This window comes from Pseudomonas sp. DW-iso3 (assembly GCF_058725305.1).
Genome location: NZ_JBZXDZ010000001.1, coordinates 818,699 through 841,574, shown reverse-complemented (window position 1 = coordinate 841,574; position 22,876 = coordinate 818,699). Strand labels below are relative to the sequence as shown.

Annotated in this window: 18 protein-coding genes, 1 tRNA gene and 1 pseudogene; 11 read left to right on the top strand and 9 right to left on the bottom strand. The window is 55.7% G+C overall.

Features of this window, described 5'->3' with window-relative positions:
• Window positions 1-173: 173 nt before the first annotated feature.
• The 3 genes from AC4PS7_RS03890 to ung form a co-directional block, all read right to left on the bottom strand.
• Window positions 174-2,135, bottom strand: coding sequence for a hypothetical protein (locus tag AC4PS7_RS03890; protein WP_010212238.1), 1,962 nt, complete (start codon window positions 2,133-2,135; stop codon window positions 174-176).
• Window positions 2,136-2,328: 193 nt separating this feature from the next.
• On the bottom strand, window positions 2,329-4,350 hold the full coding sequence (locus AC4PS7_RS03885) for a hypothetical protein (protein WP_010212239.1): 2,022 nt from the start codon (window positions 4,348-4,350) through the stop codon (window positions 2,329-2,331).
• Between the two features lie 212 nt (window positions 4,351-4,562).
• On the bottom strand, window positions 4,563-5,255 hold the full coding sequence (gene ung, locus AC4PS7_RS03880) for a uracil-DNA glycosylase (RefSeq protein ID WP_010212240.1): 693 nt from the start codon (window positions 5,253-5,255) through the stop codon (window positions 4,563-4,565).
• 136 nt (window positions 5,256-5,391) lie between these two features.
• Between ung and dspII the strand changes: the two genes are divergently transcribed.
• Window positions 5,392-6,504 carry an enoyl-CoA hydratase/isomerase DspII gene (gene dspII / locus AC4PS7_RS03875; RefSeq protein WP_010212241.1) on the top strand — a complete coding sequence of 371 codons (1,113 nt, stop codon included), beginning with the start codon at window positions 5,392-5,394 and terminating at the stop codon, window positions 6,502-6,504.
• Between the two features lie 52 nt (window positions 6,505-6,556).
• On the opposite strand, the gene AC4PS7_RS03870 is transcribed toward dspII, so the two are convergent.
• Window positions 6,557-6,922 (bottom strand): hypothetical protein, encoded by a 366-nt coding sequence (locus AC4PS7_RS03870; protein ID WP_010212242.1) that lies wholly within the window; start codon window positions 6,920-6,922, stop codon window positions 6,557-6,559.
• A gap of 262 nt (window positions 6,923-7,184) precedes the next feature.
• On the opposite strand from AC4PS7_RS03870, the gene AC4PS7_RS03865 reads away from it, so the two are divergent.
• From AC4PS7_RS03865 to AC4PS7_RS03840, 6 genes are all read left to right on the top strand, one after another.
• Window positions 7,185-8,807, top strand: coding sequence for a methyl-accepting chemotaxis protein (locus AC4PS7_RS03865; protein ID WP_010212243.1), 1,623 nt, complete (start codon window positions 7,185-7,187; stop codon window positions 8,805-8,807).
• 84 nt (window positions 8,808-8,891) lie between these two features.
• Window positions 8,892-9,104, top strand: a complete 213-nt coding sequence (locus AC4PS7_RS03860) for a cysteine-rich CWC family protein (protein ID WP_010212244.1) — start codon at window positions 8,892-8,894, stop codon at window positions 9,102-9,104.
• Window positions 9,104-9,796 carry a pseudouridine synthase gene (locus AC4PS7_RS03855; protein ID WP_198832131.1) on the top strand — a complete coding sequence of 231 codons (693 nt, stop codon included), beginning with the start codon at window positions 9,104-9,106 and terminating at the stop codon, window positions 9,794-9,796. The genes AC4PS7_RS03860 and AC4PS7_RS03855 overlap by 1 nt, the downstream gene beginning before the upstream one ends.
• 304 nt (window positions 9,797-10,100) lie before the next feature.
• Complete coding sequence (locus AC4PS7_RS03850; protein WP_021491042.1) at window positions 10,101-10,985, top strand: alpha/beta fold hydrolase; 885 nt, start codon at window positions 10,101-10,103, stop codon at window positions 10,983-10,985.
• A gap of 25 nt (window positions 10,986-11,010) precedes the next feature.
• Window positions 11,011-11,205: a hypothetical protein gene (locus AC4PS7_RS03845; protein ID WP_080923184.1), complete on the top strand. Its 195-nt coding sequence runs from the start codon at window positions 11,011-11,013 to the stop codon at window positions 11,203-11,205.
• A gap of 86 nt (window positions 11,206-11,291) precedes the next feature.
• A tRNA-Gly gene (locus AC4PS7_RS03840) sits at window positions 11,292-11,365 on the top strand.
• Window positions 11,366-11,756: 391 nt separating this feature from the next.
• Here AC4PS7_RS03840 and AC4PS7_RS03835 read toward each other — a convergent pair.
• Window positions 11,757-12,599 (bottom strand): hypothetical protein, encoded by an 843-nt coding sequence (locus tag AC4PS7_RS03835; RefSeq protein WP_492179090.1) that lies wholly within the window; start codon window positions 12,597-12,599, stop codon window positions 11,757-11,759.
• A 348-nt stretch (window positions 12,600-12,947) separates the two neighbouring features.
• Between AC4PS7_RS03835 and AC4PS7_RS03830 the strand changes: the two genes are divergently transcribed.
• Window positions 12,948-13,595 carry a TetR/AcrR family transcriptional regulator gene (locus AC4PS7_RS03830; RefSeq protein WP_492179088.1) on the top strand — a complete coding sequence of 216 codons (648 nt, stop codon included), beginning with the start codon at window positions 12,948-12,950 and terminating at the stop codon, window positions 13,593-13,595.
• A gap of 130 nt (window positions 13,596-13,725) precedes the next feature.
• Here AC4PS7_RS03830 and AC4PS7_RS03825 read toward each other — a convergent pair whose 3' ends face one another.
• Window positions 13,726-15,057, bottom strand: coding sequence for an RES family NAD+ phosphorylase (locus tag AC4PS7_RS03825; RefSeq protein WP_492179086.1), 1,332 nt, complete (start codon window positions 15,055-15,057; stop codon window positions 13,726-13,728).
• Window positions 15,058-15,263: 206 nt separating this feature from the next.
• On the opposite strand from AC4PS7_RS03825, the gene AC4PS7_RS03820 reads away from it, so the two are divergent.
• Window positions 15,264-15,620 (top strand): MbcA/ParS/Xre antitoxin family protein, encoded by a 357-nt coding sequence (locus tag AC4PS7_RS03820; RefSeq protein ID WP_032893006.1) that lies wholly within the window; start codon window positions 15,264-15,266, stop codon window positions 15,618-15,620.
• 64 nt (window positions 15,621-15,684) lie between these two features.
• Window positions 15,685-16,467 carry a GIY-YIG nuclease family protein gene (locus tag AC4PS7_RS03815; RefSeq protein WP_492179084.1) on the top strand — a complete coding sequence of 261 codons (783 nt, stop codon included), beginning with the start codon at window positions 15,685-15,687 and terminating at the stop codon, window positions 16,465-16,467.
• Between the two features lie 186 nt (window positions 16,468-16,653).
• On the opposite strand, the gene AC4PS7_RS03810 is transcribed toward AC4PS7_RS03815, so the two are convergent.
• A complete protein-coding gene (locus AC4PS7_RS03810) occupies window positions 16,654-17,445 on the bottom strand; it encodes a hypothetical protein (protein WP_492179082.1) in 792 nt (263 codons plus the stop codon).
• Window positions 17,446-17,899: 454 nt separating this feature from the next.
• On the opposite strand from AC4PS7_RS03810, the gene AC4PS7_RS03805 reads away from it, so the two are divergent.
• Entirely contained in the window at window positions 17,900-18,967 is a 1,068-nt protein-coding gene (locus tag AC4PS7_RS03805; RefSeq protein ID WP_492179081.1) for a tyrosine-type recombinase/integrase, read from the top strand.
• Window positions 18,968-19,306: 339 nt separating this feature from the next.
• Here the strand turns inward: AC4PS7_RS03805 and AC4PS7_RS03800 are convergent, their stop codons facing one another.
• Both AC4PS7_RS03800 and AC4PS7_RS03795 read right to left on the bottom strand, forming a co-directional pair.
• Complete coding sequence (locus AC4PS7_RS03800; RefSeq protein ID WP_492179079.1) at window positions 19,307-20,605, bottom strand: FRG domain-containing protein; 1,299 nt, start codon at window positions 20,603-20,605, stop codon at window positions 19,307-19,309.
• Window positions 20,606-20,693: 88 nt separating this feature from the next.
• Window positions 20,694-22,841, bottom strand: a pseudogene (locus AC4PS7_RS03795) (AAA family ATPase).
• Window positions 22,842-22,876: the final 35 nt, after the last annotated feature.

Sequence of the window (22,876 nt, the reverse complement as noted above, 5' to 3'; positions counted from 1 at the left end):
CAGTTCGAACCCGGAACCCGTATCGAATAGGTCTCCGTTTTCCACGGCGCTGAGACTAAAGAGCTGAATCCCCCGAACACGTAGGACTTTTCTTAATATCCCCTGCTTAACGGCTATAGGTTGTTGCAGTAAAAGGCCCCACCGCCTCACAAAGGCGAGTGGGGCCAAGGCAATCAGAGTGTCCCGCTACGGCGTGTTGCGCCTGGCACACAGGTAGGAGGTGTGCCAGAAGCAACCAGGTCCCAAAGCGCCCTGACCTCCATGGAATTCCCACGATCCCCTGTGGACGGCCGGAAGAGTGTCCAACGCACACCGACATAGCCCCGACCTGAGGTACCCGTATAGTCCCTGAACCAGGCGCTCAAATCCAAAGGCACGATCAAGCCCAGGTTTACATGGCTACTGTCGATATCGAAATCAGCACTTATCACCGGGGACCCGATAGGTGCGCCGAGAGGCGTTCCAGCGGGGACATAGGCGTATCGGTAGGCCTCGATCTTGACCTTATCCCCCACTTGGAGTATCGCCGGGTCCAGGACTTTGATTGGAACACCCAGCCATGGACTCCGTGAACAATTGATGAAGTAACCGGCATGTGGGTGAGATGGCAAGACTGCTGCGTTGTTGAAACTAGGATCGGCCAACCCCGCCAGATTGAAAATTTCAACCACCACATTTTGAGTCGGGGTGTGTTTGTAGTTGATCGCATCGCGGATCTTGCAATAAATCGGGAGGGCAGAGCTATTGCCAAACGATTCGATGAGCGTCCAGTCAACGGTAAAAGGCACCTGAAAACCCGCTGGCTCCGAGCCTGTGGCGGCATAGGTGGACGCGACATCTCCGTTGGGGCCATAGATCAGGTCGATGAAGTCGCCCGTTGTCAATCCCGCAGGCAACGCTAGAGTAGCCGTTGCATCAAAGCCACGATCCTTTTCAGAGATACGGTTGTCTGGACGCGGCAGAGGCCCGCCGCCCAACAGTACGGGCATGGCGAGCGTCGGATCCACAGGACCTGGGCCGGGGTTTTGGCTGTCACCTGGCTCACGCAGGTCGACATCCACTTGAACGACGACTGACGGGAAGGTGGGGCTGTCAGCGCGATCCACAAAAAGCTGAATATCAGCAGTGTAAAAACTACCACCCGTCGCAATGGCAGCATAACGGGCGGGAATATCAATCGGCCCACTGATCGAGCCGATGGATTGGTTGTAGATCTCTACCGTTCCCCACGTCACTCTCAGGAAATCCGTGGGCAAGTGGCCTGTAATGCTTTCCAGCCGTACTGTTGCACCATTGCGGGCTTCTTCTTTGTCGACCAGCGGCGCCTCCAAAACTCTGATAGCGCCGAACACCGGCGGATTGTTGAGCCTTACGCGCACATAGGCCGGATCAGAGAGGTTCGTCTGGTTTCCTGAACGATCAATTAGCCGGTAGGTATTCTCGATTGTACCGGCTCTTTCCAGGATCACTGCAGTGGGGATGATCGCCGTAATGGCGCCAGTCAAGGGGACGTCACCTTCAATGTGCGTCGTGGAGGTGCCCACATGAATACTGTACTTGTCCCCGCCCCGCCGCTCTGCAGGCTCGGGAATGGTGCATTCCAGACCCAGCTTACCCTCTAGGTATGTGGGGGTGAGTTCCGCGCCATAGTTTTCAAATTCAAGCGGGGCAGGCTGTTTATTACCATTAGGATCCCGTGCATCCACATACACTCGCCTGACGTTGTAGTTGATGACGTTTTCGCTTGCGTTAACCACAACGACTCTGATGTCCTTGAGCCCATTTTCTTTAAGCGCATCTCGAGGCCCCAAGTTGATAACCACAGGATCAGGTAGATTGACGCTGGTTTCAAAGCTCGTGATGAATTCAGGCCGGTCATTAACCAATACGGTGAGCGGCTCGAACGCATTGAAAAGCCCGCGCTCCCAAGGCCGTATTTGCAGCACCAAACCCGTCTGTTGCAGCGCCCGCGGCACTACATCACGGTGCGTATCACCCACGATAGCCTGTAACAGACCCTCGATAATTGGCGGCGGCGAAAAAGAAGGGTTCTCGATGGGGTCCTCCCAGTCCTCCAAAGGCCCTAGCTCTTGAACGCTGCTTTTGTTGATGGGTTTCTGTGTATTACTGGACATAACTCTAACTCCTGATAAGGATAGGTATCTGTCCGGGTATACAAGGCATGCTTGACCACACACCCGGCTGTCATTACTCAAGGAAACAACTGACGTTCAACTGGTATGGCTTCACAAACCTGATGATGTCTCGTTCATTGAATAGACTTTGAGAAGGTTGCATAACTGTCAAATCTGACAATTATGCAACGTTTTAATCATCCGAAAGACAAGGCGGCTGGCCAGCCAGGCGAGTCAACTTGATGTACACCAACTTGCGACCGGAATAGCCCATGCCTGCGCCAAAGGGCCTGATGACCTGGTAGCGTGCGACAGCCGAGCCATGGCGAGGCTCAGTCTGGCCCGGCGCAGGCTCTACCAGACCGGGTGCCTTGATGTACGGAACGAACGGCACCTGAAAGGTATATCCGTCACGGTGTTCATTCCCGGTCAGCGTATGCTTAAAGGTCTGGATGGTTTCAGGGATGACCGCACCGGAAAAGCCGGCGGGATGCGCATAACTGGCCCAGTGTAATTTCAGCTCATCGCCTGGGGCCAACCGGCTCTCATCCCCAGGAATCTTGACGCCCACGCCGTTAACCCACGGCCGCAAAGAGCAACTGATAAACCCGGAATCCGGGCCTGTGTCGTAGGTCACCCCGACATACTCGAGGTCTTTCAACCCCACAATCGGGATGATGTTGATTAATACCGGCGTATCCCGTGCTCGCTGCCTGTTAACGCCGTTGAAGGTCCAATAAAAGAACGGAACCAGCCCGCCCGCCAGAATCTCGATGAAGGCCCAGTCGACAAACCATTCGACTTCCTTCCCGGCCGTGTCCCCCAGTTTCACTTCATACGTCGCAATCGGTCCTGGATGGGTGCCCGCCATCAACTCCAGCAATTCACCTGGTTTCGGATTGTTGTATAGAGGGGCCACCACACGTACGCGCAGCCCTTCATCATTCACGCTCAACTGGTTGTCACCATCTTTACCTTTGACGGTCACCACCGGCAGCAAGTGGTTGGTCGGTTTCGGATTGTCAGGGCTCACATCCCCTGCCACGGTCAGGTTAACCGGAACAAACCGGGTGGCCGAAGGCCTCGCGGGCGCATTCCCCCGCTGCCAGTTGTATTCTGCTCGGATCACCCCTGGTGTGTACTCATAACCGCCACTGGCCAACACTGAATACGGAATGCGGACGGTGATAGGCCACGCCTGAATCTCGGTAATCTGGATAGAAGCCAGGGGTATACGGTCCCAGAAAGGATGCAAAAAATCCCCCGGCGCGGCGCCGTATACTTCGAGGATTTGCATGTACACGCCATCCGGTTTTTGGCGGGCGTCATCGAGGTTTATCAGGCCGTCCGCCAATTGAGGTATCTGAACAGGACGCAGCTCGACGGGCGTCGGCGTCAAATTGATCAATAGAGGGGAAGTAAGGGAAGGGCCAGACTCGCGGCCCGAGCGGTCGCGCAGATAATAGAGGCCGTTGTACTCGGCATTTTTCAACCCGCGCAGATAGTCGCCGGGAAAATGTAATTCAACAGGTCGAGTCCCGTTTTTGTGCTCTTGTGTGATCTCTGTCGTGGCAACAATGTCCAGACGGCGGCTACGTTTGCGCGCAGGTTTGTGGAAGGGCAATAGGGTCAGATAACCCTCGACAACGTCACCTAAACGGGCGTCCAACCACAGAGGAGCGATAGTGCCGACCACCTGATTTCCATTGGCTGGATCATCCAGGTATGCGTCGGTGACGCCTTCGGCATCGATCTGCGCAGAAAACCGCAACCGCGGTCCGCGCTGCCCCTGATTCGGGCCGACCCTGTCGCTGTCCAACAGGGTTATGAATGAGGCAACGCCAGGGTTGCCGCTGCTTTCTCTCAAGACCACTTCGTATTTCAGACGATGCAGCCCGCCGACATCCATAAGATACGAAGGCACCACGGCATCGACATCAGGCAGGTCGGATTCGTCATAGGGCGCCTCCAGCTTTTTGGTCTCAAACAGAGCGTCATCCCAATACCACTTGAATACCGTTATATCGCCCGGATCGAGACTATCACTGCCGGGCGGAAGTTCAGGCACCTCAACGCGCAGTCCCGTGCTTTGAAACGACACAGGTATTTTCCGGCCGTCATCGTCAGGCATCAAATCCAGTGAGTCAGGCGCCAACGGTGCGTGCAACTCCAGAATGCCGGCGTTTGTCACTCCAATGGGTTCAGGTTTTGGCATGTCTACTCTCCTCGGCAAGCCTCAGTGAGGGTTATTGGCCATCGGTTACAGAGACCAGAGAGAGGAGTTAATGCGATTGAAGCCGAAACGGATACTGTCAGAACTAACAGGTACGGTCGGGCCGAAAGTGCTTGGCTTGCGTGGAACGCACGACCAAAGCACCGTCAAACAATGACTTGCGGGAGCGGGGGAAACTTGCCCCCGCACAACCATCAGACAGGCGGCAACCGCCACTCGATCGGCGTCTCGCCATTCTGCTCAAGAAACTTGTTGGTGCGACTGAAATGCCCGCAACCCAAAAAACCGCGATACGCCGACAGTGGCGACGGGTGCACCGAGGTCAGCACCAGGTGCTTGGTGGCATCGATCAGCTTCTGCTTGCCTTGGGCATGAGCGCCCCAGAGCAAAAACACCAGGTGCGGCTGATGTTCGCTGACCACCTCGATAATCCGATCGGTAAAGAACTGCCAGCCCTTGCCCGCATGGGCGTTGGCGTTGGCGCGCTCGACGGTCATGGTGGTGTTGAGCATCAGCACGCCCTGGTCGGCCCAGCTTTGCAGGTAGCCGTGATTGGGGATGTCGATGTTCAGGTCGCGCTTGAGCTCTTTATAGATATTGACCAGTGACGGCGGCGCCGGCACACCCGGTTGCACCGAGAAGCACAGGCCGTGGGCCTGGCCGGGGCCGTGGTACGGGTCCTGGCCGAGGATCACGACTTTGACCTTATCCAACGGCGTGGAATTGAGCGCGTTGAAAATCAGCGGGCCGGGCGGGTAGATCTCTTTGCCGGCGGCATGTTCCTGGCGCAGGAACTCGCGCAGCTGGGCCATGTACGGCTGCTCGAACTGATCCCGCAGGGCGTGTTTCCAGCTGGGTTCGAGTTTGATACGGTCGTCTTCGGTCATGGTTGAATGGTCTTGTCAAAAAGAATGAGGCGAACCCTAGGAAAGCCGACCCCGCTTGTCAATTGATCTGACACACCACCGACACTTTCCTACGAAGCGATCATACTCATCCTCCAACGTATCGATTGAGGTCACGATGAACCTGCACTTCGAAGAACTGACCGGCAGCGACGGTGCCCGCATCGGTATCGCCAGCCTCGATGCTGAAACGTCCCTCAATGCGCTCTCCTTGCCGATGATCCTCGCCCTGGGCGAACGCCTGGACACTTGGGCCAAGGATCCGAACATTGTCTGCGTGCTGCTGCGCGGCAACGGCCCCAAGGCATTTTGCGCCGGTGGTGAAGTGCGCAGCCTGGTTCAGGCTTGCAGGGAACAGCCAGGCGCTGTCCCGGCCCTGGCTGCGCAGTTCTTTGCGGCGGAATACCGCCTTGATTATCGCCTGCACACCTACCCGAAACCGCTGATTTGCTGGGGCCATGGCTACGTACTGGGGGGTGGGATGGGCCTGCTGCAAAGTGCGGCGGTGCGCATCGTCACGCCGAGCAGTCGGTTGGCCATGCCAGAGATCAGCATCGGGCTGTACCCGGACGTCGGCGCCAGTTGGTTCCTGTCGCGCCTGCCAGGCAAGCTCGGGTTGTTCCTGGGCCTCACGGGTGCCCATATCAACGGGCGTGACGCGCTGGACCTGGGACTGGCCGACCGCTTCTTGCGCGACGACCAGCAAGACGAACTGCTCGACGGCCTGCTGCAACTGAACTGGCAGGAGCAAACCTCAATGCAGCTCAACAGCCTCCTCAAGGCGTTGGCCCAGGAAGCTGTCGAGCAACAACCGCAGGCACAATGGCTGCCACGCCGGGCACAGATCGACGAATGGCTGGACGTAGGCGATGTGCGCTGTGCCTGGCGGGCCTTGAGCCAACTGCGCGAACACGCTGACCCGCTGTTCAGCCGGGCCGGCAAGACGCTCAGCGAAGGCTGCCCGTTGACCGCGCACCTGGTGTGGGAACAGATCCAGCGCGGCCGGCATTTGTCCCTGGCCCAAGTGTTCCAGATGGAATACACCATAAGCCTCAATTGCTGCCGTCACCCGGAATTCAGCGAAGGCGTGCGTGCGCGGTTGATCGACAAGGACCAGACGCCCCATTGGCACTGGCCGGATATCAACGCGATTCCGGATGCGGTGGTGCAGGCGCATTTCAATAAGGCCTGGGAAGGTCGCCACCCCCTGGCCGACCTGTCCGATTACTAGCAGTTGCCCATAAAAAAGCGGCGCTTCGTGCGCCGCTTGCAATGCAGACGTGTCAACGGTGACCGCCGCGACCACCTCCATGGTCGGAACCGCGGCCGTGCCCGCCATTCCCCCAACGGTTACCGCCGCCCCAGCCTTGGTTCGGGTAAGGCCGGTAACCGGCGCGCGGTCCGTAATAACGCGGGGCCGGCTGGTAATAACGCGGCGCTGAGTAGTAGCGCGGTTGTGGCGCGTAATAGCGCGGTGCAGGGTAGTAGTCACGCCGATACGGGTACGCCGTACCACCACCGTAGTAATACACCGGCGCCGGTGATGTGTAGACCTCGGACCGATAGTAGCTCTGGCCTCCATCGTAATAAGGCACACAAGCGGAAAGGGTCAGACCGAGTAAAGCGCTGAGCAGCAGTCGTCGATACATGGCGGCCTCCTGGACCGCGGAAGAGCGCCTCCAGCGACGCGGGAGGGCGGCATTCAGCTTTCACTGAATGACGAGACATCTGACATCAAAAACGGAATCTGGTGCGTTTTCGCAACAGCTTGATACATCTGCGCCAGCTTTATCGGTTCAGTAAATTTGTCTGGCTCGCAACTTTCTCAATTGCGATGATGTCACTATGACATCGCACAAAGCCAGGGAGGCTCTAGCGTGCGCCCTTCGCTACCCTGTTCGGACCTGACCCATGAAGATTTCAACCAAACTGCTGCTCTCGTTTCTACTGTGTGCGCTGGTCACCCTAGCGGTAGGCCTGCTGGGAATCAAAGGGGTGGTTCGCCTCTCCACGGCATTGGAACTGACGTTTTCCAACAACCTGGTTTCGGTGAGCAACACGGCCGCCACCCTCAACGGCCTGGTGGCCCACAACCGCGGCCTGTACCGCTTGATGGATGCCAGCAAGGGTGACGTCTCCCCGCAGGATCGCGACCGCGTGCGCCAGGATATAGCCCAGGAACTCAAGCGCAGTCAGGCGTCCTACGCCACCTACCGCGCAACCCCGCTGGAAGATGACGAACGGGCGGCGGGCGACAAACTCGACCAGATCTGGCCCACCTACATCAGCAGTTCCGAACGCATCATGGCACTGCTCGATGGCGGCCAAGTCGACCAGGCCCGTGCCCAGCTCAACACCAGCAACAATGAACTGTTCCGCCAGGCGCGTGAGCTGATCCGCGTGATGATCGAGTCCAATAACCGCCAGATCAAGGAAGGCGCGGTCGCCGCCGATGAGCTGCGCAACAGCGCGTTGACGTGGATGATCAGCGGCATTGTGCTGGCCTTCCTCATTGCGATCATCATCGGTGTGTTGATCACCCGCCTGATCACCCGTCCCATCGCTCAAGCCGTGCAGAGCGCACAACGCATTGCCCAGGGCGACCTGACCCAGGCCATCATCACCGAGCGCACCGACGAAGCCGGGCAACTGCTGATGGCGCTGTCGGACATGCAAGGCGGCCTGAAAAGCACCCTCGTGGAAATCGCCAACGCGTCCGACCAACTTGCATCGGCGGCTGAGGAACTGAGTGCGGTCACTGATGAAAGCAGCCGCGGCCTGACCCGCCAGAACGATGAAATCCAACAAGCAGCCACCGCCGTCAACCAGATGACCGCCGCCGTGGACGAAGTGGCCAGCAACGCCGTCTCCACCTCCGAAGCCTCGCGCCAGGCCACCACCGAGGCCGAAGATGGCCGCCAGCAAGTGGAGCAGGCAGTGTCCGGCATGAGTTCGATGGTGGTCGAGATCAACGACTCCACACAATCGGTTGCAGACCTCGCCGGCCAAGTGCGAGAAATCGGCAAGGTCATCGATGTGATCCGCGGCATCGCCGACCAGACCAACCTGCTGGCCCTCAACGCGGCCATTGAAGCCGCCCGCGCGGGTGAGCAAGGACGTGGTTTCGCGGTGGTCGCCGATGAAGTGCGGGCGCTGGCCCACCGCACCCAGATATCCACGGTCGATATCGAAAAGATGATTGGTGATGTGCAGACCGGCGCCGACGATGCAGTCGCGGCAATGAACAAGAGCCTGACGTGGGCCAACAACACCCAGACCCTGGCGCAGAACGCCGGCGAAGCGCTGCAACGAATCACCGCCAGTGTAGCGAAGATCAATGAGCGTAACCTGGTGATCGCCTCGGCCTCGGAGGAGCAGGCCCAGGTGGCCCGCGAAGTGGACCGCAACTTGCTGAACATCCAGGACTTGTCCACTCAGACGGCGGCCGGCGCCCATCAGACCAACGCGTCCAGCCAGGACCTGTCGCGCCTGGCCACTTCGTTCAACGTACTGGTCAGCAAGTTCCAGCTCTAAGTAGCCTGGGCAGGGGCGGCCCTGTATCGTACAAGGCATACCGGGATTCTCCGGAACCTTGCCCGATCCAGCCTGAACCTGCCCATGACCACGCCAACCCTTTGCCCCGCCTGCGGCGCCCGCAACGACTGCTCCCTGGCTGACCCACGTACGGTCGACCAGGCGTGCTGGTGCTACAGCGTCACCATCGACCCGGCAGTCCTCCAGGCCTTGCCCGACGAATTGCGCAACAAGGCTTGCCTGTGCCCGCGTTGCGCCCAGGTCGATGAACAACTGCGTGGCGTTGAGCCGACGTAATGCGGGTCGATCGTTTCCTCAGTAACCTGCCGCGTTTCAATCGCAAGCAAGTGCGCCTGTTGCTGGTTGAGCAGCGGGTGTCGGTCGATGGCGTGGCGGTCAGCGATCCCCATCATGAGGTGCGCGCATTCAGCCGCGTATGCGTTGACGATGAGGTGCTGCAGGCGGGCAAACCGGCACGCTATTTCATGCTGCACAAGCCCCAGGGTTGCGTGAGCGCCACGGCGGATCCGCAACACCCGACGGTGCTGGATTTACTCGATGAGCCGGACAAAGATGAATTGCACATTGCCGGTCGCCTGGACTTCAACACCACCGGTCTGATGCTGATCACCAACGACGGCCAATGGTCGCGTCGCCTGACGCAGCCGCAGACCAAACTGCCCAAGGTCTACCTTGTGGAGACCGAGCAGGACATCGGGTCGGACTACGCCGCAACGTTTGCCCGCGGCCTGTATTTCGCCTTCGAAGATTTGACTACCCAACCCGCCGAACTGCTGTTGCTGGGACCGAGAACTGCGCGGCTGAGCATCATCGAAGGGCGCTATCACCAGGTGAAGCGCATGTTCGGGCACTTTGATAACAAGGTCGTCGGCCTGCATCGCGAGCGCATGGGGCCCTTGGTGCTGGATGCCGCCCTTGCACCGGGTGAGTATCGAGCACTTACCGACGACGAAATCCGAATGGTCTGATGACCGTTCAGCCGGTGATGGCAAAAAACCGCTTCACCGCCTTGCGAGGTGCCCGCTCTGCTGCTTGAATCAGGATCACCAGTTCAAATATGACTGGCGAGTCGCCTATAACCTCCAAGAAACACCTTGCCCCGCCCGCGCTTGATCCACGGGCCTTCCCGGCAAACAGCCCGCCCTAACAACACCCGTCGGCCAGCCGTCATTGGATCGACATGGGCCTCCTTTTCCAGGCGTATGCCTACCTGTCACAAAGCTCGTGCAGAGTGATCTGCGCGCCCTACCCGCTTGCCAGGAGTCTTACGACATGAGGCCAGAAATCGCTGTGTTGGATATACAGGGTCAGTATCGGGTTTACACGGAGTTCTATCGCGCGGACGCTGCTGAAAAGACCATCATCCTGGTCAACGGCTCCATGGCCACCACGGCATCCTTCGCCCAAACCGTGAAAAGCCTGTACCCGCAATTCAATGTGGTTTTGTACGACCAGCCCTATGCTGGCCGCTCCAAAATCCACAACCGTCATGAGCAGATGCTGACCAAGGAAATCGAAGGCCAGATCTTGCTTGAGCTCATCGACCACTTCGCCGCCGAACACGTACTGTCCTTTTCCTGGGGCGGTGCCGCTGCCCTGGTCGCCCTTGCCCACCGCCCTCGTCGCGTGGAAAAGGCGGTGATCAGCTCATTCTCGCCGGTGATCAACGCACCGATGCGCGACTACCTGGAACGCGGCGTCGACTACCTCGGCAACCTCGACCGCGACCGCGTCGGCCATTTGGTCAACAGCACCATCGGCAAACACCTGCCGTCATTGTTCAAGCGTTTCAACTACCGGCACGTGAGCAGTCTGGCCGAACATGAATATGGGCAGATGCACTTTCACATCAGCCATGTGCTGAACAGTGATCGCCTGTGCTACCTCAAGGCGGCCAGGCAGATCGACATTCCGGTGTTGTTTCTGAATGGTGAATGGGACGAATACACCAGCGCCCAGGACGCCAAGCTGTTTGGCCAGCACGTGGCGAACAGCAGCTTCAGCACCATTCAGGCGACGGGGCATTTCCTGGATATGGAGCACAAGGCGGCGTGCCGAGATAGTCGGGACGCAGTCGTGGGCTTCTTGAAACCGGAGCGGCAGGTCAGCCGGTTGCGCTATCAACAGGGCCAGACACAGCATGCCTTCGCACTCTGAAATACGCTCCCTTGCAGGAGCGAACTTGCTCGCGAAGAACGTCAAGGATAACGCTCGCTTCCTGGAGGAACGCGGCGCGCTTGAGTCTTTCGCGAGCAAGCTCGCTCCTACACTGGGTCAGTTCGTCCAGTGTGACACCTGTAACCCACACATTTTTGAAGAAAAACTTCAAATCCCGGCGAACATCTGGTACAAAGTCAGCCGCTCTGAGCGGGTATAGTTTAATGGTAGAACAGTAGCTTCCCAAGCTTCCGACGAGGGTTCTTATTGGACACCCCTCTTTGGTGCATAGTAAAAACGCGTAATGCGGGTATAGTTTAGTGGTAAAATGAAAGCTTCCCAAGCTTTAGTTGAGGGTTCGATTCCCTCTACCCGCTCCACCTTCTAGCCAGTGTTTCCGGGCCTTCCAGGGGATCCCCCCCAATCAGTAAGCCCCTCCAAGCCTCATGGCAACGCATCGATCCCAGCTCCCCAGTACCTCCCCTAGAGTCACCAAAATTTGGTGCACCGTCGACGCCGTCCAGAATGACGAATCGACAGATCATCGCCTTCCTCGTGCCACCCAATAAACCCCAAAAAGCTCATTTCGTACCTAGCCTGGATCGCCGACAAGCTCATCATCGTGCGCTCAAGAATGCAGTCCCGGAATGCTACCCAGGAAGACGACCCAGAACTCCCGAGAGGGAGTGAGCGGTATGGCCAGCCCTCCCCCTCAAAAATCACCTGGACGTATACAGGCCTCCAAACGACCACCAGCATCCATTCCAATGTTCAGTCGATCCCCATCTTCCGTCCGAGCTCCTGACCACGATCACGATCGCGCTCACGTTGGCGGTAACGCTTTACAAAGCTGGCTTCGATCAGCTCTTCGACTCCCAACCCAAGTCCGCAGTTTACCAACGACGCCATAGAACTATCGGTCAGTGAAAAATCATTGGGAATGAAGCCAATATTCTCCACCCTGTTCCTATCAAGTTCTGCCTCAAATGCTTTCAAGAAGTCAGCCAGCCCAGGGCGACGAGCTTCAGTTGCTGCACTTGCAGCGGAGTGATCAGCAACTGTTACTGCATTAGCCGCATTGATACCAATCTGCGCCACCACTTTAGTTATGGAAGGCCAATATTTGAGATCATACTGATAGGTCAACTTCTCCAACTTACCTTTCACGTGAGACCTGAAAAGCCCATTATCCTCAGAGGCTTCTTCAACGACATCCATAATATGGTAGTAGGTATCACTACTAAAACTGGACATCTCTTTAACCTCGGTGCGCCGCGAGAGCAACTCCGAGAGCAACTCTGAAACTTTTGCAATTCTCACATTCAACTCAGTGAGCTTCTCCCGCTCCTCGCGAGCTTCTTTGATCTTTCCAGGATTCCAGGAGTACACAGTGGTTGTGAAAACATCAAAGAATGAACTTAGCGCCCTGGGCTGTTCTGCCAGTGTGGCATGCAGCTCGACGTAGACATCAGCAAGCTCAATGGTGCGTCCCAGCAGACTCTCAATGATCCGGTTGATACTGCGCCAGGTACCGTTTTCCTCATTATATTTAAAGTCCTCACGCAATATGTTTTCACACACATCGATTGCAGTGGCACGACCTTTAACATCCATTTCAAAACCTCTATTAATTGATAAGCCGATGATAAGGTCTCAGCCGTGAGGTGTCGGTACCTATCCGAAAAAAAACCTTTCCGTCATGGGTACCCTCAGCGCGCCCCACCAAACGTCAAGCCTGAGCAGAGCATCTAGCCCAAGCATCAAGCCGAAACCAAAGCTGAAGCGGCAGATGATGAAACAACGTTCTTGTCCAAATAATCCGAAAACAACTAACAACAACCACCAAGCCCCGCAGCCCAAGCAGCTTTACTTTACACCCCAGTAAAGTTGATTAGGCGAAACATGGGTGGCGGATCGCATCTCTTTCAGTAACACTTAACCGACTCTACATAGGTAACTGATATGAACGTGGCCACTTCCTCCCCCGTCGACGACTTGCTCAACCCAGGCGAAAGCGCATCACGCCCAGTCCGGATTCTGGCGGCTGCGGGCAGGATGTTCATTGAGCACGGGTACGAAGGAACCAGCATGGAGGAGATCGCCAAGGCTGCAGCGGTGACCCGTCAGACTCTGTACAACCGCTTTCCCGATGGCAAGGAGTCGCTTTTCGTGGCGGTGGCAGAGCGGATGTGGAAAGCCTTCCCCGTCATGAACGTTGCAACAGATGAGCGCGCGCTGTCCGACCCGAGGAGGGGTCTCATGCAGATCGCCACCGAGTTCGCGTGCTTCTGGTCTGGCCCGGCAGCCGCCGACTTCCTACGCATGGTCATCATGGAAGGCAGACGATTCCCTGTGCTGGCCAGCCGATTTGACGAGGTTATCCAAGCGCCGGCAATGACCGTCATCAGCGACTACCTGGCCGAACTGGCACGCAGAGGTGCCTTGGCAGTCCAAGAGCCTGAAACTGCCGCCTGCGACTTCATGGAGATGCTCGATGGTCGGGTTCTCTGGAAACAGGTCAGAGCCAACAGCGAGCCGCTTGCCCGCGAGGAGATCGAGCAGATCGTGGAGCGCACCGTGGACGCCTTCCTGCGATCGCTCCGGCACTGAAATCCTACAGATCAGCGAAAGGCCTGCAAACACCCGAACACGCACGATCAGTCCACACAGCGCAGACCTAGAGGCCTCTAGGGCCCCGCTCCCCGAACCCTGACGCCACAGACCACAGACCTAAACTCAATCAGAAATCCCCATCCAGCAGCCCCTCCATACCTGCTGGAAGCGAATGCGCGCTACTTGGTGGAGTCAGCACGCTTTGCACTGGCAACGGCAACAGCTTGTCCTCCGGCAGCGCCTGATCATCTGTGTCGTACTTCACCTGCCGGATCCCGTGGTAGACGAGGCTGTCACTGACATACTCGATGCAAGGCCCATCGGACTCCTTGGGGCCTCTGACCATATAGCCGTTCCGAACCCTTCCCATCGAAGCGGTAGCATCGCAGGCGACGTGCGAGAACAGCACGATATTACTGCCGGCGCACTCCTGCACGGATTTGAAGATCACACCGTCAATACGGGGCTTGCAGTGGGTCGCCAGGTACTCAGCGATGACTTGAGTAGTCAGATAGTCGCGCTCTGCTCCAGGGAGCACCGGCACCGTGATTGCGTCATGCAGATACCTCAGGAAATCCCGCCGCCCCACCTTCGAATGGTATTTGGAGTCAAAGAAGCTTGGCATGGGGCCGAGATCTGCTCTTTCAAAGCGTCCGAAATCCAACACCTTGACCTCCCTGACCAACCTGAACTTGCCACTCACGACGGTGCCGCCAACCGGGGGACGGAGCTCAGCGACACAGGTCTTGCGCTCGAAGGCTCCGTAGAAGGCGGGAACACCTGCGGGGTTCATCCTCCCCTCCCCAGCTCGCTCTTTCGGGGGAGCTCCCAGATTACGCGCAGGGTTGGATGTGATCTCGGAAACACTCTCGCCGCCCATACAGGTTCGGGCGCGGAAGATCGACGGAGAGTTTTCAGGCGTGAGCAACCGCACCACGGCATTTTCATCGGACGAGGCCGAGTACTTATCCAGATCTTTGAAGATCCAGCCCAAAAACTCCTTGGCGCTATCGTTGAAGAAGCGGATTCCATGCTTCATACCTTCCTGGAACTCGCACCATTGGTGGCCGATGTCATTCAAGCTGAAACGTTGTCTGGAGTACTGAATGTCGTCACTGTAGGACGTCAGGCGCCTGCACACCGCATCAACGATGCGCTCTTGGTCTTCGCACCCAAAGATTTCGCTCACCCAATAATCGATGCCATCCCCCTCCTGATATTCGATGCGCCCTTCGCTCCACCGCCAAACGTGCTCACCTTCAGTGATATAGGTGCCAAGGATTTCATTGACCCGCTCGACGATCTCAGCGAGAGGCACACACTTGCGCTTCGAGTCGCACAGGCTGCAATGGGATGTCGTCCCATTGCGCCGAATCTGCCGACCTAGGAAGGTATCGTGCACGCACTCATAGCAAACCACCTCGGTGGGATTGCTGTACTTCAACATTTCCTCTTGCATGGTGCTGGCAATACCTGAGCCTGTTCAGTAAGACAGGCATGATGGCTGAAGTGCCACGATTGGAATACCATCCAAATAGCTCAAGGCTCAGATTGCTTAGAAATAAGCGCTGCCCTCCGAAGTGGACAGGATGCCCTCCATTGCGTCCCCAGATACCAGATCCGGACGCTGCCATAATCCGGATACTGAGCCCTCAAGGAATCGACATGCTGATCGAGCTCGACCTGAACCATAACGACGCGCAGGCGCTGTTGCACCATTGCACAGAGCACCAGCCAAGCTCTGATGATTTCCGAGAAAATACTCGCCTCAGAGAGGCCTTGGAAACGCTCGCAGAGGCAATCAATGACGCGATGAGTTCGAGGGAGGAAAGCCCGGAGTCTTCGGAAACGATTGACTCACGGTTGCTTGATGCAGCCATGGCAATCTTCGGCGACAAGAAAAGTGCGGGGGAGTGGCTATCGAAACCCTTACGAGCGTTGGGAGCGAAACGCCCGATGGATGTCCACATCGACGACGCCTTGAAGCTTCTTGCGCGCATTGAGCATGGGTTCGGTGCCTGAAAGCATTGCGAGGTTTGCAGATCACCCCGCAGGCCGATTAAGTGATTCAGGGAGGTTGCACAGGATGGCCAACAAGCCGAAGTTCTACGCTGTTGTCCACGGACGGAAACTCGGGATTTTCAATAGCTGGGAATGTGGGGCTCGCTTGTCGATTGACCGCTTTCCGGAAGCGAAACACCAGTCGTTCGCAACGCTTGAGCTCGCTGAGGAGTGGTACCGCCAGAACACCCCCACGCCAGGCTCGAACCACTCACCGGTTCTTCACTTCAGCACGCAAGCGTCCGGGCAACAGTCGATGGCCACGCCTCAACAGCCGAACTTGGACGGCGTGGTTGCCAAGGACTACGTCGTCTACCTGATCATTGATCCCGTAACGGAGGAGCCGTTCTACGTGGGGCAGACAGGCGACTTCGAAGGCCGGCAGCGAGGCCATCTTGGGAAAGCCAACCACGACTCCAAGCGCGCGGCAGCCAAGATCGCCCAGATACTCGATGACGGAATGACTCCAGCATTCAAAGTTGTGGAAACCTGCGAATCTGAAGAGGCCTCACTGGAGGCCGAGACACGCTGGATCGAGCACTGTACCGCCAGGGGTATCACGGTTTGGAACCGCACGAGGGAGCATCGCCAAATCCAGGCATTACACATGAAGCCCAGAATCGAGTTTGATCGAGTTATTGGGGACGGCCCCTTCACCCTAGGCCCCTACCCATACGACTCCAGGTTTGAGCTGAAGAGCAAGCTCAATGCCTTCCTGGCCAAGTCTGCCCAAGGTGCGATACAGCTGGGCATGGCCAGCGAGAAGCTCAGATTGATCTGGAAACTCACCCGCCAGGCAGGGGAGTGAGCGAATTTCACATCGTCAAGAACGTATCCAAGCATCAGCTTGAAGCAGTCCTCGTGTCCGGATCAACCGTGAACTTTGACTACGGCGCCGCGATCGACCGCCTCCCCTGACCAGCTGCAACCAGGTGACGAGAGCTCCCCTCCAGCACCGGATCCAACCGCGTAGAAGAAGCGCACCTGATGCACCTCAGTCATCTCCTCCAAAGACCGGATTATCCAAGCCTAGAAAGTCCGCCATCCAAGCGCGCTCCTCCTCACTGGGCTCGTAGGAATAAGCAGTCTTACCCTCAACTTGTTCAGGCAGTTCACGCCAATATCTTGGTGCAGCTACACTATCCAGGAATACTAGTTCGCAGGATACATAGCACATCCATATCCCTCCAGTCAGGAACTGAATATTTAACTGCAACGATTCCTCAGCACCAGCGTATTCACGAATGGGTGTGAACTGCTTATGCAAAGTTCCAATATGTGTAAATTCTCGACTTAATAAGCCGTAGATGTGGCCGAATGGAGGGAAGACGCGTTTGGCACTGGAAACGGCGCGCGGAGATTCAAATTTGTGCTCTTGGTACTTTTGAAAGTCTTCCGGAAATTGCATGAGATGCAGGGCTACGGCCATGGTTTCAATGGCTGAGCGCACGACCGGCCCAGGCTGCAAAACGAAGCCACCACGAAGCATGTAGGCCGCGCCAACCATGGAGTTCAGGGCATTAGAGAGGAGTTCTGCACACGCTATGCGAAGCTTATCTTTGTTGCGTTCGGCCCTGAACATCCCCGAAGCCCAGATAGCGGAGCAATGGGCAAAAAGTGCACTCATTTTTTCAAGGTCAGCACTATGTAACGCATCAAAACTTTTAGCAATTCTATCAGCGTCGCGAGTTATCTGATTAATGAGCATTGACCTACGAAACTCGTAGATCTTCTCGTTATCTGGATCAAAAACCACCGCACAAGTATCAGGATGCTTTTCCCACATAGATCATTCCTTTGTTCGTCAAGAGTCTTCAACCTGCGACGCTGATTCCTTAAATGCGCCAATCCATCTAAGCGAACCGATTCACGCAATAGGATGCGATGCTGAAGCCAATAAGAATATGATTTCGCAATCAATATCAGTAGTACCCGTCCTGTGAAGCATAGCTCGTAACCCAGGACAGTTTCCCCCGTTACCCCCTGTACGATGACTTCCATCAGGGCAGCCGAAAAAATCCGCCTCATGGTCAAGCCTGTACAACTGGCAAGCCCGTCCAGCTGACAAGACCCACAGTGTTGATCAGCAACAGAAGCGATGCTACCGTACCGACCACGGTCTTCCTGGATCGAGCGGTCGGTATGCAAAGCCTTTGCGCCTCAGGTGTTTCTCCCCTTCTTTCGCACGCACTTCGACAATTGTCAGCGGGCAGCCGACACCGTGACATTGGAGAATTGCCATGCGCGTTCCGGTCTATCCCGAAGATCTGCTCCCCCAAGCCGCCTTCAAAAGACTCGCCAAAATCATCCAGAAACGATGGCCAGGCCAATCACCCGTCCAGCTCTCTATTGCCCGAGAGACCCTGTCCAAGGGACTAGGGTATGCCAATTACCACGATCTCATGAAAGAGTCCGTCAACTGGTCTCGGGATGCAGAAACGCTTGCCCTGAGTACCACGCACACCCAGCTTGCGGCTGCGATTTTTTCGGTATTGACCTTGGCCAACGACACCTCAGTACCGCGCAGCATCCTTGACCCTTTTGTCGAGGTGCTCCCGTTGAAAGCGCTTAGCACGTTCAAGGGGGTTGCCTCACGAGGCGTGAAGGTGACCACGATCCCAATACCTGATTTAGACCAGACTGAAATCTGTCCTGTGAACACCACCGCCCCAGAGTCAGAAGTCCCGCGCTACACGTGTCCACCTATAACGCACAAGCCATCGAAGCTCCAGGCCATTTCGTTGGGACTGGATGTCTTCACTCACAGTGATGCAATCAAGCGGATCGTCGAAAACTCAGGAAGCCTTCGCGACCGGAGCCTTTTCGCATTGCTGGAGACAGGGCTTCGGGGGCACGTCATCCTTGGTGCCGAGGTTTCCCAGGTTGTCAGCTTGGAAACCCATATGCCTTCGAGCAAAGAGATATCCATTGAGGTCACAAAAGCGAAACCACCACTACTTCTTGCGAACACAGCAGTAATCGAGAAGTACATCAGGGAAGAAAATCTCTCTGCCGATGACTATCTCTTCCCGAGTGATGACCGGAAGCAACCCATGTCGACATCGCAACTGCTTCGGATTTTTCAGTCGTGGGAACGAGAAGCTCAACTCCCCCGCTCAACACTCACGCCAAGCACCTTGAGACGGGCAGCTATGGCACAACTAGCAGCGTTCACCCCACCGCATCAGCCTGGCAAGCGAATCGCCGATCAGCTGGGTCACTCTTTTAGTTCCACGACCGAACACTATTTTTCACTCACTACAACAGCCGTTAATGCGGCCTTGAAAACCAAGAAGCGTCGTACCTAAATAAGGCTGGCTACGTGCGACGCTAGGTAGCCAGGCCTTTCCCGTGGCCTTCTACACAGGCCGTCTCTGCCTTAACTCGCAAGGTTGAGGCGGTGCCGTGCTGACCTAGTGTCCTGTCTCGGAAATAAGCTGTTCACTTTTGGCGGCGTCTTGGCTGCCCGGCCAGCGTTGCCACTCCTCGCCATAGCCCTGCTATGACTCGTCGCGGCGCCTTGGCCTGACACCCAAGCCACTCGCCAAAAGAGAACGTATTTCCGAGACAGGACATTAGCGATCAAAGGTGAATCACACCGTCTTGAGTTACCTTATATTCCTGACCGAGCATACGGTGGCGAGTACTCACTCACTGGCTTGGAAGGAAAACTTTTGAGCAATGTACTTCGCCGAGCTTTCTATATAGGGAAACACCGTACTCTCGTTTATATTCAACCGATCAAGCTCTTTCAAAATACTTCTCTTGTTCGTTACCGCTATGCGGTGAAGCGTAATATCGGAAGTGCCTTCCTCATCCAACACCGCTTCATCACCGAACAGAAGGAAAGCTCCTGACTGAAATGAGATCCTGCTATTGGTGTGTTTTCCTTTGACGCACAACACGGAGCGGAGATGCCCAGGTTCCAGGCGGGGTTCAAAGAATGGCTTTTCTTCCTTGATAAAATGAAGCAACTGCTTCAATGCCCGCTGATCGTTAAAAGCATCTACGTCTTCAGAATCGAATGTGATTGAGTCCCTGACGCCTTTCGACAAACGAGACAGGTTAGCAATACAACTCGCCGTATCAGAATCGAAGTATTTGATATAACCAGGATCCATGGAGAGCACGATAACCTCTCCAGCATCATCTAAGTGGCTCTTACAGCAGAAGTACAACCCGATCAATGGGTTCGATGTGATATCGAGTAATCGTGTCGGCAGCGAGTAATGCTGCATCCGCACCAGGCGATCCAAGGTATAGATATCGCCACTGAAATCCAGGGAGTTGGAAACCAGAAGTTCCCGATACATCCTATCTTCAGCATCTCGGTATACGAAGTTACCATCTTGATCCCTGCGAAAAATCGAGGGTTCCAAGCGATACTTTTTGCTGTTCGAGTGCCCTCGATAAAAAACCTCGCGACGGCCATGGTTTAGTCGAAAAACATGTTCAATGAAGGCACCGACGCTGTCAGCTTGGGTTTCCGGTGGCGAGGTGGCAGGAAGATCTTCCTTGGTGACTTTCGAGCCAACCATCCCTTCCGGCAAAATACCTGCGCGATGAAGAATGGCAAAAAGGTCTTCATCCTTGACCGCCCAGTGCGTGCGATTGATCTCCCAATCCCGAATATCAAGAGCGGCTTGATGAGGTTTGATCTGCGCAAATTCAATGGGTGCAATTCGCTCATCAATGATCGGTCGAGCAAACAAAATTTTGCCGTCTCTACGAAGCCTTACCTCAACCTTCCCCACTCTCATGGTGTGTTGCGTACCCTCGTACGCGAACAGACAGGGGAGCTCCATCAGTGCTTGAAGCTGTGGCTCTTTGAGCTCTTTGAAACTTGCAGCAATATCATCGTTCGTGTACTCCAGAAAGCGGCTCTTATCATATTCATAGCCGCTTTCCCATGCCCCCTCGCGAGACGTCACTAGAAAATTATACACAACCCTTACCCCCTTCCTTGGTTAGTGCCAATATATGCCAAGACCGACGCCTTCACTGTTACGATTGAAACTCACATCACCAGCCGATTCAAGCATGCTCCCCCATCATTTTCTCATAGTGCTCTTCAAAACCAGTCCTAACAAAAACCTCCCTGAATCGATCAACGTAATGCGATGGCACAATCTCACCAAAATCAGTCAAATTGACTGCGTCGGAATGAGACTCGCGGTTCACGTATCGATAGAGGGCTTTGAATTCTGCATCCTCGTCAGACAGTGCCATAAGTGCTGCCTGGAGCTCATCCTGCCGATGTACGAAGGTGAAGTAGTACTCTAGAATATTTCGCATCATGTTAGGAATAACGCTAGAAGAAGTGCGACCTGCTTGAGCATCTTTGATGGCCTGCCAGAATGATTGATAGTCATTCTGTACGTCACTGGCCTTCATCGGTGTGATCATGCTGTGGGCTGCCTTGGTGATCCGGAACAACGAGTATTCGTCGGACTTCCTGAGGTGCTTGAGCATTTCATGAAAGAAGAACAAATTGTGCGTCAGGATGAATACTTGTTTAAAGCGTTCCTTGGGGCTCAGCACTCGCCTATGGATCATTGTGGCGATGTCGTAAATATAGTTGTGAGAGAGGCTTGATATAGGATCGTCAATGACAATGATCCGCTCACTTTTGAGTTTGCCACTTTTTTCGTCGAGCTCGCCATTACAGACTTCCAGGAAGTACAGGAATGAAATCAGGGTCTTCTCACCCTCGCTGAGCGTCTTGAATACCCCAGCCTGCTGATCAGGCCGCTGCAGACGGTAGCGCGGCAACTCCCCCTCCTCCCTGACCACCACAAAGCCGTTCAGGCCCAATGCGGTAAGTGACGAGTTAATGCTGCCAATGGATTGGTCAATATTCGTGATCTTGGCTTTACTCTCGGCGATGACATATTGGTGAGCTTGTGACTTGAGACGGATCTCATCCGCCAGCTTGCGTTTCGCTTCCTTCTTGACCCCAAGCTCCTCGTGCACCTGCCTGGCCGATGCGATGGCAGCATCACAACTGGATCTGAAGCAGACCCAAAAGCGCGTCTTGATTTTCTCCAGGTGATTTTTCTTGTCTTTCACCTTGAGATTGAAAGCATCAATTTTCATTTGACCTTCAGCAATCAAATCGGTGAGATCATCAATGATCAACCCGGTAGACTCTAGTGCCACAACCATTGAAGGACTGGCTACTTTGGCATCCAGCTTTTGGGTATTCCGCGAAAGGAGAGCATCGAGTTTCGTAATCAGCCGCTGATATTCAGACGCGTCGTATTCGGGACGTTTGAACTGAGTTCTCAAGCGAGTGACGCCGCCTTCGTACCGCGTTTTCAGGGCCTTCAATTGGGTGATGCGCTGCTCATACGTCTTGTCGAACACCTTCTGGATTTCTTCGTAAAATCCAGATGGCAGGGTTTGCTGACAAAACGGGCACTCCTCTTGCTGCGGGTACTGCAAACCTTGCTTGACTCAATCGGAGTTTCCCAGGTCGGTGATCAACGCGGAAAGATAGGAGTCGCCGGAGCCGGCAATGGCCTCCGACAGCAGAGAGCTGGCCTCAACGTCTGCTTCGGCAAACCTCATTGTGGGTATCGCCGGCAACTCAGCATCACTGGCTGATTGCAGCTGTTCCGCCTCCACCGCCAGCGCTGAGAAATCATCCGGCGACGGCACAAGAGACAGGGTGCGTAGCTTTTCTCCAAGCCGATCCTTCGTGTTGAGAGAAGCGAAGCAGTACCGCAGAGGCCCGGTATCGAACGGTCTCTTGAGGGCCCATAGCTGATCGAGCAAATCCGCTTTATTGGATTTCTGGGATTCCCCGAACCCATTGCCCGCTGCCACCTCGGCCTGATGTTCAACCAGTAGCTTTTTGAGTGCCTCTTCAGCCGCAAGCAGCTTTTTTTCGGCCTCAATATTTCCTTCATTGAGCGTGAAGATGCCGGGCTGCGAGCTTGCGTGAAAATTGGTCTCCATGAACGTGTGGTTGTAGACCATCACTTCACGTTCCGCCGAGACAGGCTGGGTCTTGCACTGGTGGTAGAGGAGGTCAGAAGGATCTTGAAGATAGTTGCCGATCGTGGTCTTACCCGTTCCATTGTGCCCATAGAACATGTTCACTTTCGTGAGTGGGCCGATCTGGGAGTTTTGCTCGGGGGGGTAGCTCGAAACGCCGCGCAATATCAAATTCTTTATCACGATGCTGTCCTTAGCTGCTGAAGGCCACTACTCGT